Origin of the sequence: Salinicola salarius (assembly GCF_002179555.1) — a bacterium.
GTDB lineage: Bacteria > Pseudomonadota > Gammaproteobacteria > Pseudomonadales > Halomonadaceae > Salinicola > Salinicola salarius_A.
In genome coordinates this window covers 204,507-216,325 of sequence record NZ_NHOU01000004.1, presented here as the reverse complement: position 1 = coordinate 216,325, position 11,819 = coordinate 204,507, and the positions used below count along the sequence as shown (strand labels likewise).

The window sequence follows — 11,819 nt, the reverse complement described above, 5'->3', positions numbered from 1 at the left end:
TGCCATCCGCAGCCACCTGAATAGTTACGATTTTTTTTCGCTTCGATACGATTCGGGCGCGCCAAAGCGCGCCCGGTGCTTCGCTCAGTACAGCCCCATCGGACTGCGATCGTAGGAGACCAGCTGACATTTGGTCTGCTGATAGTGTTCGAGCATCATCTTGTGGGTCTCGCGGCCGATACCGGACTTCTTGTAACCGCCGAACGCCGCATGAGCCGGATACTGGTGGTAGCAATTCGTCCACACACGTCCGGCCTGGATGCCGCGTCCCAGACGATAGGCACGGTTCATGTCACCGGTCCACACGCCAGCGCCGAGCCCGAACTGTGTATCGTTGGCGATCGCCAGCGCTTCCTGCTCGTCCTTGAAGGTCGTGATCGCCAGCGTCGGGCCGAAGATCTCTTCCTGGAACACGCGCATGTCGTTGCGTCCCTTGAACATGGTCGGCTGAATATAGAAGCCACCAGCGAAGCTGCCCTCCAGTGAGGCCTTGCCGCCACCGAGCAGCAGTTCCGCTCCTTCTTCCTGGCCGATATCCATGTAGGAGAGAATCTTCTCGAACTGCTCCTTGGAGACCTGTGCGCCGATCTCGGTCTCGGTATCCAGCGGGTTACCCTGCTTGAGCGTTCTGGCCCGTGCAATCGCCCGCTCGATCAGCGTGTCATAAACTTTTTCATGGATCAGTGCGCGCGATGGGCAGGTACATACTTCGCCCTGGTTGAGGAAGGTCATCATCAGCCCTTCGACGCATTTGGCGATAAAGTCGTCACCGTAATCGAGCACATCTTCGAAAAACAGGTTGGGAGACTTGCCGCCCAGTTCGAGGGTAACGGGAATGATCTGCTTGGCGGCATTGGCCATGATCAGGCTGCCGACCGGGGTCGAACCGGTGAAGGCGAGCTTGGCAATGCCGGGATGGGTCGCCAGGGCGTTGCCTGCTTCCTCACCGATGCCATGGACCACGTTGATCACGCCAGCAGGCAGCAGATCGCCGATCAGTTCGAGCAGCACGCAGATCGAGGCCGGCGTCTGCTCGGCCGGCTTGAGCACCGTGCAGTTACCGGCGGCGAGCGCCGGTGCCAGCTTCCAGCCGGCCATCAGCAGCGGGAAGTTCCAGGGAATGATCTGGCCTACGACGCCGAACGGCTCGTGGTAATGATAGGCAACCGTGTGTTCGTCAATCTCGCTGATCGCCCCTTCCTGGGCACGAATGCAGCCGGCGAAATAGCGGAAGTGATCGACCAGCAGGGGTAAATCGGCCGCCAGGGTTTCGCGCACCGCCTTGCCGTTGTCCCACACTTCGGCCACCGCCAGCATCTCGAGATTGTCCTCGATGCGATCGGCAATCTTGAGCAGGATGCGCGAGCGCTCGGCGACCGGGGTACGCCCCCAGGCCGGCGCGGCCTGCTGAGCCGCCTTCACCGCCCGGTCGATATCCGCCGCTCCCGAACGCGGCACTTCACAGAATACCTCGCCGGTTACCGGCGTGATGTTCTCCATATAGCGCCCGTCCGCCGGCGCGGCCCACTCGCCGCCGATGAAGTTTTCATAGCGCTGCTTGAAGGAAACGACGGCGTTCTGCTGGCCAAGGTTAGCATAAATCATAATCGACCTCCTGACGTGCGTATGCTTAATGTTATTGGCGTCTCATCAGGATAGAGCGGCGTCTGGCGGCACACTTGCTTCTCAGTCGCAACCGTTTGTCTGCCAGTCTCGTTTATGCCATCAGGATCAAGGGAGGGGATGAATCGTATGTCAGCGCTTTCATCGTGTGCGGCACGGCGCCAACCGCGCCAGCTGATCGAAAACCGCGTATCCTTCGCCGGCCCCAACGCAGAACTGTCGATCTACGACACCTACATGCCGGCCCGCCAGGTGGCCCTCTCATCGGATCAGGTGCTGTACTGCGGCATGCTCACCGGCCGCAAGGTGATGCACGGCGCCACCGACCAGCCGCGCATCTTCATGCCCGGCGAATCGTTCATTCTGGCCCCCGATCAGCAGGTGCGCATCGATTTTCCCGACGCCCGGCCCGATGCCCCCACCACCTGCATGACCATCGATATCGACCCGCGCCGCGTCAGCGACGTCTGCGAACGCCTCAACCTCGACTTGCCCCGCGAGCGTGAGCTCGACCCCTGGCACTACGTACCGCGCGCCCTGCATGTGCCCCATGGCAGCGAAACGCAGGCGCTGATCGAGCGCATCATGCATCTGTTCACCGATCGACATCCCGATCGCGACGCCTTGATCGACCTGGCGGTCAGCGAACTGATCGTCCGCATGCTGCGCACACAAAGCCGTGAGTTGCTGTTGCTGGAAAGCCAGTTGCGTGCACCACGTCACGGGCTTGATGCCGCACTGCAATGGCTGCGCAACAATCCGACAGCGGAAGTGGATGGCCAGCGGCTGGCCGAGGAGGCCTGCATGAGCAAGGCGCGCCTTTACCGTCAATTCAAGCGCGAGGTGGGCTGCACGCCGTGCGAATACCAGCAGCAGCTTCGCATGCAGCGTGCCTGCCAACTACTGACGGCCAGCTCGGCCTCGGTGACCGAGATATGTTTCGAGCTGGGCTACCGCAGCCTGAGCCACTTCGCCCACCGCTTCAAGGCGTTCACAGGCCTCGCCCCGGGCCAGTATCGGCGTCGCCAGCTCAGCGTCGCTTCCTGACCTGAGCAGGCACAGGCCGCTTGCGTCCCGTTCAGCGTGCCTGTGCCTGACGCTGGCGCTGCAGCCAGCGCTTCTGGTTGCGGCGTGCACGCTGTACATAGGGCGACAGACGAATCAGCGTAAAGGCCATGCGGTTGACCAGCGATGCCGGGAAGCGCATCGGGCGCACCACATCCATGAACAGCACGACCCGCACGCCATCGGTATCATTCCAGACTTCATGATTGTAAGTATCGTCAAACAGCATGCTCTTGCCTTCTTCCCAGTGAGCCACTTCGTGTCCGACGCGGATGCGGCAGCGCTCGCGCGGCTCGGGCACGCTCAGCCCCAGGTGATAGCGCATTACCCCCTTGTAGGGGCCGCGGTGGGCGGGAATATGCTTGCCAGGTGCCAGAATCGAGAAAAAAGCCGTCTTCATGCCCGGCACACGCTCGACCAGCCGGGTTGTCTCGGGACAGCGCACGCAGTTTTCTTCCATCTTGTAGCCGTAGCCATAAAGGAAGAATGTCTTCCACTGATTGTCCTTGCTCAGGCGCTTCTGGTCTTCGGAGATATCCTGAAAATTGGGCAGCGCATCGCGCTCGCGCAGAATCTCGTCAAGCTCGGCGCGGACCACCGGCCAGTTCGCCTCCAGCTCACGCGTCCAGGCAAAGTCAGCCGGATCGAAAAACGCCGGATCGCCGACCAGCGAGTGGCGCGCAATGAAGCGGTCTACCCCCTTGAGTACCTTGCGGCCCATGACGATATACCAGGGCTTCTTCTTTTTCGGCGTGCGCGGCGGTTGCTCATTTGGCGCAGTGGCCGGTGAGGAGGAGGGTTGTTCACTCATGCGCTGTTTGGACCTCTCGACGTAACAGGAAACAAGTCTAGCGGAACTGGCTGACAAGCAAGCAACGATAAAGGCAACGGCCCATGTTCACACGCCCGACTCAGCGCAGCACACGCTCGCGCAGCAACCGCCACAGCAGCGGCCAGCCGAACAGCAACGGATGGCGGCGCAAGCGGTCGCTGACGGGAATTCGCCGGCCACTGTGGCGCTCCAGCTTCCAGACCACGTAATCGACACCGTTTTCAAAGGTCAGAACCGCCTTCATCAGTCTGGCAATATGCAGGACATGGCCCTGTCGGCGTCGCCAGCGCCAGGCGCGTCGTCCCCGGCGGCGCTGCGCCGCGTCCTGGGCATTGCGATAGCGCTCGTCACGACAGTGCTCATCGCCAGTCGCCGACAATCCAGGCAGCGCCTCGGTCGCCGCCGCCAGCCGCCGCCGGTACTCCGCCTCCTGCCCGGCCAGCAGCGAGGCCGGGCGCGATGCGCCTTCGGGACGCAGTTCGACACCGTAACTCAGCGCGAGGGCCTGCTGCCAGCCCTCGGCGGCCTCGAAGGTGTCCGGCAGACAGGGCAGCGCGGCACGCCACAACGCGAGCACCGCCCCGGCCAAGGCGTCGTTCACCCGCATCCGGGTGACTTCATCGCGGCAATAGGCCAGGCGACAGGGCTGGGCGAAGCGCCCCCACAGATAGCTTTCGAACCAGCGTGTCGCTCCCTGTGCGAAGTCATCGAGGGTGATGACCGCGCACTTGGCGCGCAGGCGCCGCCCCTGGGCATCCTGTGCCTCGAGATAGAACACGTTGGGTGGCAGCCAGGCGTTGACCAGCCGCAGCAGACGGCGATCGTAGACGGCGGCGTAGCGGTCGACCAGCGCATAGAGATCGACCACGCCATCACCCGGATCGTGGCTACGCAGGCAGGAGCCGTAGAAGAGCACCGCGCAGGTAGCCTGACCAAAACGCTCCTGCACGCGGGCCACCAGCGGTGCCACCCCCTCAGGCTGCGGACGGGCGGCCTGTTCGGCCACCTGAGCGACCAGCGCCGCGGGCGGAGATAAATGGAGGGTTCGCATGGGGCCTCGGAGGATGGACGAGAAAATCATGGGAAGACGAGAAAGTCGATCGCCGGCGTCGCCGACAGTTCGATGGCCTCGCCAGGTTCGGCGCGGAAGCGTTCACCGTCGAGGATGCCGCCGGCATCGAGCTCCAGACGCAGCGACGTCAGGTTGCGGCTGACATAGCCTTCCCCGTCGCGTACGGCGCGGCCGCCACGCCCGCGCAGAATGGCCGGCAAGCGCCGCCACAGGGCGCGCGGTGGGTAGCGTACCGCGGTAAAATGCAGCGGCGCGGACTGTTCTCCCCAGAACGGTCGCGAGCCCAGCAGCAGCCGCTCGAGGGTCGATACCAGTACCAGCAGGTAACGGCCTTCCAGCACCTCGTCGCGATCCAGCACCAGCCGGCACGACGCAGCAGGCAGCAGCGGATGGGGCCGGCCACGCAGCATCGACACCATCACCCGCAGGAAGGCCAGGCGTGGCCCCCAAGCGCCCGCTACCGGACCGCAACGTACCCGGCTGTTGAAGTAGTCGACGCCGGTCTGGATCGCGCCGCTACCGAAGAACAGGCCATACTGCACCGCCTCCGGGCGCCCCAGCGCCAGGCGCACGAGTGGGCGGGAACAGCAGTGCGGCGCCGGGCCCCTGCGTTCGAGCCAAGCCGCCAGCCTGGTCAGCGCGACAGGCGGCTGGCAGCGCGTGCCGAGATCGGCGGCGCTCATGTTGGTCGTGCCACCGCCAATTACCAGCAGCTTCGGCAAGGTCTCGGCCGGTAGTGCCAGGTCGCGCAGCAGGCCGGTCAGGGCCGCCTGCAGCGTGCCGTCACCCCCCACCACCGCTATCAGTTCGACACGTTCGGCATGAAACGCACGCAACGTCTCGACAATCGCCTCCGGCGTCGTGGCCTCGTGATAGACGAACAACGCCGCCTGCTGCTCGGCAATGCGGCGGATCGCCTCCAGATGGCGGCGGTTGCGCCCGCTGTGCGGATTGCACAATACGCCAACCCGGCGCGGGAGATCAGCGGGATGAAGCATCGGAGGTACCCTACCCGCCCGAGCGGATGGCGGGAAAGGTGAACCAGCGTACCATCAGCGGATGGCGTCCGGCGCGCGGGTCGTCGCTGTATAGCCAGGCCCGAGGCGGCTCGCCCTTGGCGCGGGCCAGCAGCCCTTGCGCGAGGCGCACCGCCAGGACCAGTGTCGAGAGCAGTGTCCAGAGCGTGACCAGGACCAGGCCGATATAGGGCAAGCCTGCCCACCAGGCCAGCGTCAACAGGATCAGATTGGGGTTGCGGCGCGCGGTGACCAGGCGGTTGACCGAGTCGAAGGGGCGCCAGGTGAACATCGAGAATGGCGCCGCGAACTTGAACCCTCCCTCGCACAAGCGTCCGCCGACATAGCCGATCACGGTCAGCCACAACAGCATCGTCACATCCGCGGTGCCGGCGGCCAGGCCAACGCCCCAGGCGATGTACCACAACGGCGGGTGGACCAGGTCCAAGGCGTGATCGAAAACGTTGCCGAAGCGGCTCGACGTCAACGTCACGCGGGCCAGCTTGCCGTCCACCGTATCGAGGAAGGTCATGATCCAGCCGGCGAGCAGGCCGGCGCCGAACTCGCCGTACCCGAACAGCACCCCGGCCAAGATCGCCAGCACGTAGCTCAGCGACGTCACGTGATTGGGCCGCAGCCCCCAGCGCACGCATAGCCGGGTGACGGCGCGTGCCGGCAGCGGCCAGGCCCATTTGGTGACGAGATCGGTCACGCCCTTGTAGGCGGCACTGAACAGGGCGTTTTCGAGACGTCGGCGTGCCGACGCCGACACCCGGGCCACCCAGGGCGTATCGAACTTGCGCAGTTTCGACTGCTCGCTGCTGGCCACGGCGGGAGGCGCCAAGCGTTTCAACGCCGACAATGGCCCATTGGCCAGGGAGGGGCGCGTATTCGGCGGCCACTGATCGGCGCATGCCCGTACGGCGACTACGCTGTCATCGCTGGGGTCAGTGAGCGCGAGTTGCCCGGTTTGGCTATCCAGCAGGCCATTCAGCACGCGTTGATCGTAAATGTAGTCGGCGCGCAGAACGAGGATATCGGTGCCGGGCTGATCGCTGCCGGACCCGGGGGACGTGGCGTCATCCGCGAGGATCACGTTGGACAGCGGTGCCAGCGATTTCACCAGCCGCTGACGAGGCGTCAGACCCCATAACTGGACAGGCGAATCCTCTTCGAAATATACGCGTATCGTCATCATGCCACCAATGATCCTTTTCCTTTCAAAATCCTGCGATTATATTATGCCGATGACGACGAAGGCACCCCCGATTTTCGCTGGGCAAGATATGTCGCTGTGCCTGGCGCATCTCTCCGACCCCCATCTGACCTCTTTCGACATGCCGCCATGGAAAGAGTTGTTCAACAAGCGTGCCTTAGGATACTGGGCTTGGCGACGCAAGCGCCGGCACGTGCATCGGGCGGAGGTGCTGGCGACGCTTGTCGACGACCTGCGCGGTGCGGCGCCCGACCACATTGCCGTGACCGGCGACCTGACGCATCTTGGCACGCCTGCCGAATGTCGTCAGGCGCTGACGTGGCTACAAGCGCTGGGCGCACCGCATGACGTCTCCGTCGTCCCCGGCAATCATGACGCCTATGCACCGGCGCCATGGGCCGGCACCGTCGGGCTGTGGCGTGACTACATGCATGATGAAATGCGTGAAACGATGGGCGACGCAACGGCACCGAGTGATGCACCGCTTGTGCCGCGCTTCCCCTTCGTTCGCTATCGTGGACCGGTCGCGTTGATCGGCGTCTCTACGGCGATACCCACGCACTGGCCTTTGGCTACCGGCGCGCTTGGTGATGCACAGCTCGTGCGCCTGGAGCGCTGTCTGCACCGGGCGGGGCGCGAGGGTCGCTTTCGTATCCTGTTGATCCATCATCCGTTACAGCGCAACGCCGTGAACTGGCGCAAACGCCTCACCGATGCGCCGGCGCTGCGTCGCGTACTGGCACGCGCGGGCGTCGAGCTAGTCCTGCACGGTCACGCCCATTGCCGCATGGACGCCTGCCTGCCCACGCCGCACGGGCAGGCAGCGGTGTTCGGCGCGCCCTCGGCCTCGCTGCTGCCGAACGACGACGTGACGAAGGCGGCCGGGTACACGCTGTTCCGCATCGCGCGCCAGGTGGATCGCTGGACCCTGACGGCCACGCACCGCTCCCTGAGTGAAGCCGGACGCTTGCGCCTCTGTTCGAGCGCAACCTGGCACTGGGCTTCGGACCCGTAATGGGCTAAGAATTCGGATAGCGGCAGGTCGGGTTGAAAGTGGATCCGACTCAATAACCGCGTTGCATTCAGAAGCTGCATCCACCTGGTAAGCCTTTGTTCAGGTCAAGGTGATACATTCAAAAGTGAATGGGCAGGGCAGAATTGTTAAAGTGGAGTGCCGCAACCAAAGAGAGGTAACGTTCGGCTCTCAGAGACTTGACTCTCGGATACCTGGCTCTCAGTACCAGAGGAGCCCGCGCTGGCCTTCATGCACAGCACCACCTATTCATGCACACCACCATACAGACGAGATATCGAATCACCATGCAGCCATCGAATCCTTCGCGGCCACGCCGAGCCATCCTTCTCAGCGCCGGCCAGGGCAAACGTCTATTGCCTTACACCGAACATCGTCCCAAGTGCCTCATTCGCCTTGGCGCTAAGACCGTCATCGAACATCAGATCGATCACCTGCTCGCCGCCGGTTTCGAGCGGATCACTGTTGTACTCGGCTATGGCATCGAATATGTGAGGCAATGCCTGCGTGATCGCTATGCAGACGATCTGGTCGATATCGTCTTCAACCCCTTCTATGAAGTTGCCGATAACCTGGCTAGCTGCTGGATGGCGCGCGAGGCGATGCGGGAAGATTTTTTGCTGCTCAATGGCGATACCCTGTTCGACCTGCCGGTGGTGGAACGCTTGTTGGAGGCGCCGCAGCAGCCGGTCACCCTGGCCATCGATCGCAAGGCACGCTATGACGCCGACGACATGAAGGTCAGTCTGCACGGCGATCGCCTGGTGCGGGTCGGCAAGACGCTCGACCTCGATACGGTGAACGGCGAGTCGATCGGCATGATGACTTTCCGCGGCGCAGGCGCGGCGCTGTTCCGCGACACGCTGGAACGCATCATGCACGACCCTGAGGCGCTCAAGCGCTGGTATCTGAGCGTGATTGACGAACTCGCGGCAAGCGGCAACATTTTCGTCCAGTCCATCGAGGGGTTGCGCTGGGCGGAACTCGACTTTCCCAAGGATCTCGAGCAGGCGCGCGATCTGGTGACTCGCTGGCAGACCCGTGACGCGGCGGTGGAGGCCGCGCGCGGCTGAACGTCTTCTCTCCTTCTCGGACCCGTCGGCTTTTGCGAGCGCTGCCAGGCTCCTAGCCGGTCAGCGTTCGCCGGCGAGAATCGCTTCGACCAGTTGCCGGTCGGCAGGCGTGTCCACGTCGACGGCCGCCTCGGCGTGATCCAGCACTACGGCCCGGATGCGTATGCCGAGCCGGCGGGATAGCCTGTCCAGGGCCTGCTCGAGCGTCAGACGTCCGAGCAGGTAACGCAGCACCGCCCCCCAGCCCAGCGCTCCGCCGATGACCCGCCAGGGCCGCTTGCGTTGCTGCTCGACCTGGCGCCAGAAGTCGGCGAGCGCGCGGCCTTGCGGCGTGGTGAAGACAAACAGGTTGCAACCGCAGTAGGGACCGTCGGACAGGCGTATCGCCGTGCGTCGCGTACCGGGAAAGCGCCTCGTTACAGTCTCCAGGCGTGCCACGCCCACCACGAAATCGCCGTCGCTGGCCAAGGCGCGATCGACAAACGCAGTGACAAGGGTCGGCGTCAACAGGGCATGATCGGCGGTGGTCACCATGACCGGCATATCATCGGGCAGCGACCGCAGGGCGGCGCCGACGCTGGCGCTGGGCGTCGCGGCATTTTCCACCCAGTTCACATCGTCGCGGTCAAGCAGCTCGCCAAGCACCGGGGCGTGTTCGATGATCGCCGCCGACGGTCCGGCTAGGCAGATACGCGCGATACGTGTACTGCCGTCGAGTGCGCCGAATACGCGGCGTAGCATCGGTACGCCGGCGACCGGGGTCAACGCCTTGCAAGCGACGCCGGCCTCCCGCGCAACCGGGTCGTCGGCGCCGCGATCCGCCGCCAGCACCACGGCGCCAATCTGCCCTTCAGAGATGCTTTTCATAGAGACGGTAACGTTTGTAGAGGTCGGTTCCGATATGCTCGAGGATATTTCGCATGCCGGCGTTGTCCTCGAGTATCCAGGACATTTCCACGGCTTCGATGCCATGGCGGATGAGCGACGCCTGGATCGACTCGATCAGCACCAGGGCAAGCGTCGGCCCGAGGCGACTGAACTGGTATTCACCGCGCACCCCCATCAGCGGCACGCGCCCGGTCTTTGGCCTGCGCACCTTGAGTCGCCATAGCAGACGCAGCCAACCCATCGGCCACAAGCGTCCGTGCAGTGGTGCGATCGCCTCGTTGAGGTTGGGCAAGCCGACAATGAAGGCGACAGGCTTGGCGTCGATTTCGGCGATCTGAATCAACTCCGGCGGCACCAGCATCTTCAGGCTAGTGCCCAACTCGTGGAATTCGGCGTCGGTGAAGGGCACGAATCCCCAGTTCTTAGCCCAGGCGTCGTTGAAAATGTCGCGTAGAATGTCGAGCTCTTCGTCGAAGCGGTCGCGACGCAGGGGGCGTAAGTGAATTCGGTCGCGCCAGCGATCGACCATGCGCCGCATCGCTGGCGTAAAATTCACCCCATGCGTCGACATCCAGTAGGCGAGCAGATCCTTGGCGGGCGTATAGCCCTGCGCCTCGACGTGGGAGGCATAGTAGCGCCCGGCATGCCCCATCATCATCGAAGGCGGCCACTCGAAACCGTCGATCAGCAACCCGCACTCCTCGTTGATGGTCAAGTTGTAGGGGCCGGTTATGTGCCGTGCGCCACGCTCGTGCAGCCAGGCCTCCGCAGCGGTGAATAGCGCCGCGAACACATTGGGGTCGTCAATGGCGTCGAGCATGCCGAAATGGCCAGTATCGGCGCCGTGGTACTGGCGGTGGAGGCTGTCAGTCTGGGCACTGATACGCCCCACCGGCCTGCCCCCCGACCAGGCGATAAATCCTTGCCAGGTGACATGGTCGAAGGCCGGGTTTTTGGTCAAATGCAGGCGTCGCTCCAGGTGCAGCGGTTCAACCCACTGCGGATCGTCCTGCAACAGCTCGCCCGGCAAACGCACGAAGGTGGCCAGATCCCGGCGCCCTTTGACCGGCCTGACGTCGATGTCGGCACGCGAGTGGCGGAGGGCGGCGTGACGAGAAGTGTCGGAAGAGACATGCACTGCGGAAGGAGCGTTACTATTCACGTGAAGCCTTTAAGCATGCCATCGCCTCACACCGAGCAGCATGATGCCTCGCGACAACGGTATTCGGCGGGATGGAAGGCGATCTCAAGCCGTAGCCAGACAAGCGGATCGCTTTAGGAATTTTGCATCGGATGCCGCATCATAGGTATCTTCATGCATCACTGCAACGCGAAGGCGTCTGCGATGACCATGGAAGGTGCCTACGATCGCCATGAAAAGGGAAAATTGCCATGAAAAAGGAAGACGGTTGCCTGATGATTTCTAGTAACCTGCTAAATATGTTAAGACATCATTAAGGTTTTGTTCGTTATACTGGGAATACTATAAATAAGCAGAGGTGAGACAAGGATCGTGAATACGCAACCACAAGCCGAGCTGAACTCGACGATGGTGAAGTTCGGCGCTCCCGACAATATTCTGCGTGACTATCGCCACTGGAGTGTACTGTTTCGCGATGCCCAAGTGACCTTGGGTGCGCTGGTGATGATCGCCAGAGGGCCGGAAACCGCCTTTCCCGACCTGCCCCGCGAGGCATTTACCGAGTTGGCCGAGGTGACCGCCGACCTCGAAGCCGCTCTGGGCCAGGCTTTTGCCTACGACAAGATCAATTACCTGATGCTGATGATGGTTGATCCTCACGTCCATTTTCATGTCGTCCCGCGCTACGCGACGCCGCGAACGCTCGATGGTCATGAGTTCGCCGATGCCGGCTGGCCCGGCCCCCCCAGACTGGATGCCACCAATACCAGCGATGCTGCGCTCAATACGCGGATATGCTCAGCAATCATGCAGTATTGGGTATGACCATCGCATGACACGCCGCTACTTTCAGTGTCGAC

The 11,819-nt window shown here is 63.1% G+C and carries 11 protein-coding genes; 4 read left to right on the top strand and 7 right to left on the bottom strand.

Annotation, left to right across the window (positions count from 1 at the left end):
* Window positions 1-84: 84 nt before the first annotated feature.
* Window positions 85-1,605, bottom strand: coding sequence for an acetaldehyde dehydrogenase ExaC (exaC, locus tag CCD76_RS05415; RefSeq protein ID WP_087718498.1), 1,521 nt, complete (start codon window positions 1,603-1,605; stop codon window positions 85-87).
* A 147-nt stretch (window positions 1,606-1,752) separates the two neighbouring features.
* On the opposite strand from exaC, the gene CCD76_RS05410 reads away from it, so the two are divergent.
* Window positions 1,753-2,670 carry an AraC family transcriptional regulator gene (locus CCD76_RS05410; RefSeq protein WP_179208855.1) on the top strand — a complete coding sequence of 306 codons (918 nt, stop codon included), beginning with the start codon at window positions 1,753-1,755 and terminating at the stop codon, window positions 2,668-2,670.
* 31 nt (window positions 2,671-2,701) lie between these two features.
* On the opposite strand, the gene CCD76_RS05405 is transcribed toward CCD76_RS05410, so the two are convergent.
* The 4 genes from CCD76_RS05405 to CCD76_RS05390 form a co-directional block, all read right to left on the bottom strand.
* Entirely contained in the window at window positions 2,702-3,499 is a 798-nt protein-coding gene (locus CCD76_RS05405; protein WP_087718496.1) for an aspartyl/asparaginyl beta-hydroxylase domain-containing protein, read from the bottom strand.
* A 100-nt stretch (window positions 3,500-3,599) separates the two neighbouring features.
* Window positions 3,600-4,571: a hypothetical protein gene (locus tag CCD76_RS05400; protein ID WP_087718495.1), complete on the bottom strand. Its 972-nt coding sequence runs from the start codon at window positions 4,569-4,571 to the stop codon at window positions 3,600-3,602.
* A gap of 26 nt (window positions 4,572-4,597) precedes the next feature.
* Window positions 4,598-5,590, bottom strand: a complete 993-nt coding sequence (locus CCD76_RS05395) for a diacylglycerol/lipid kinase family protein (protein ID WP_087718494.1) — start codon at window positions 5,588-5,590, stop codon at window positions 4,598-4,600.
* A gap of 10 nt (window positions 5,591-5,600) precedes the next feature.
* Window positions 5,601-6,803 (bottom strand): CDP-alcohol phosphatidyltransferase family protein, encoded by a 1,203-nt coding sequence (locus tag CCD76_RS05390; RefSeq protein ID WP_071230013.1) that lies wholly within the window; start codon window positions 6,801-6,803, stop codon window positions 5,601-5,603.
* Window positions 6,804-6,849: 46 nt separating this feature from the next.
* Between CCD76_RS05390 and CCD76_RS05385 the strand changes: the two genes are divergently transcribed.
* Both CCD76_RS05385 and CCD76_RS05380 read left to right on the top strand, forming a co-directional pair.
* A complete protein-coding gene (locus tag CCD76_RS05385) occupies window positions 6,850-7,839 on the top strand; it encodes a metallophosphoesterase family protein (RefSeq protein ID WP_179208854.1) in 990 nt (329 codons plus the stop codon).
* 305 nt (window positions 7,840-8,144) lie between these two features.
* Window positions 8,145-8,930 (top strand): phosphocholine cytidylyltransferase family protein, encoded by a 786-nt coding sequence (locus CCD76_RS05380; protein WP_087718492.1) that lies wholly within the window; start codon window positions 8,145-8,147, stop codon window positions 8,928-8,930.
* 60 nt (window positions 8,931-8,990) lie between these two features.
* Here the strand turns inward: CCD76_RS05380 and CCD76_RS05375 are convergent, their stop codons facing one another.
* Window positions 8,991-9,797: a nucleotidyltransferase family protein gene (locus tag CCD76_RS05375; protein WP_087718491.1), complete on the bottom strand. Its 807-nt coding sequence runs from the start codon at window positions 9,795-9,797 to the stop codon at window positions 8,991-8,993.
* Window positions 9,781-10,980 carry a hypothetical protein gene (locus tag CCD76_RS05370; protein ID WP_218776966.1) on the bottom strand — a complete coding sequence of 400 codons (1,200 nt, stop codon included), beginning with the start codon at window positions 10,978-10,980 and terminating at the stop codon, window positions 9,781-9,783. The genes CCD76_RS05375 and CCD76_RS05370 overlap by 17 nt, the downstream gene beginning before the upstream one ends.
* A 351-nt stretch (window positions 10,981-11,331) precedes the next feature.
* Here CCD76_RS05370 and CCD76_RS05365 point away from each other — a divergent pair, with 351 nt between their 5' ends.
* On the top strand, window positions 11,332-11,784 hold the full coding sequence (locus CCD76_RS05365) for an HIT family protein (protein WP_218776965.1): 453 nt from the start codon (window positions 11,332-11,334) through the stop codon (window positions 11,782-11,784).
* Window positions 11,785-11,819 lie beyond the last annotated feature (35 nt).

Excerpts from the sequence above, each read along its gene's own strand:
- CCD76_RS05375 (WP_087718491.1), bottom strand. The coding sequence starts at position 9,797 with ATGAAAAGCATCTCTGAAGGGCAGATTGGCGCCGTGGTGCTGGCGGCG.
- CCD76_RS05405 (WP_087718496.1), bottom strand. The coding sequence starts at position 3,499 with ATGAGTGAACAACCCTCCTCCTCACCGGCCACTGCGCCAAATGAGCAA.
- CCD76_RS05395 (WP_087718494.1), bottom strand. The coding sequence starts at position 5,590 with ATGCTTCATCCCGCTGATCTCCCGCGCCGGGTTGGCGTATTGTGCAAT.
- exaC (WP_087718498.1), bottom strand. The coding sequence starts at position 1,605 with ATGATTTATGCTAACCTTGGCCAGCAGAACGCCGTCGTTTCCTTCAAG.
- CCD76_RS05385 (WP_179208854.1), top strand. The coding sequence starts at position 6,850 with ATGCCGATGACGACGAAGGCACCCCCGATTTTCGCTGGGCAAGATATG.
- CCD76_RS05400 (WP_087718495.1), bottom strand. The coding sequence starts at position 4,571 with ATGCGAACCCTCCATTTATCTCCGCCCGCGGCGCTGGTCGCTCAGGTG.
- CCD76_RS05410 (WP_179208855.1), top strand. The coding sequence starts at position 1,753 with ATGTCAGCGCTTTCATCGTGTGCGGCACGGCGCCAACCGCGCCAGCTG.
- CCD76_RS05380 (WP_087718492.1), top strand. The coding sequence starts at position 8,145 with ATGCAGCCATCGAATCCTTCGCGGCCACGCCGAGCCATCCTTCTCAGC.
- CCD76_RS05390 (WP_071230013.1), bottom strand. The coding sequence starts at position 6,803 with ATGACGATACGCGTATATTTCGAAGAGGATTCGCCTGTCCAGTTATGG.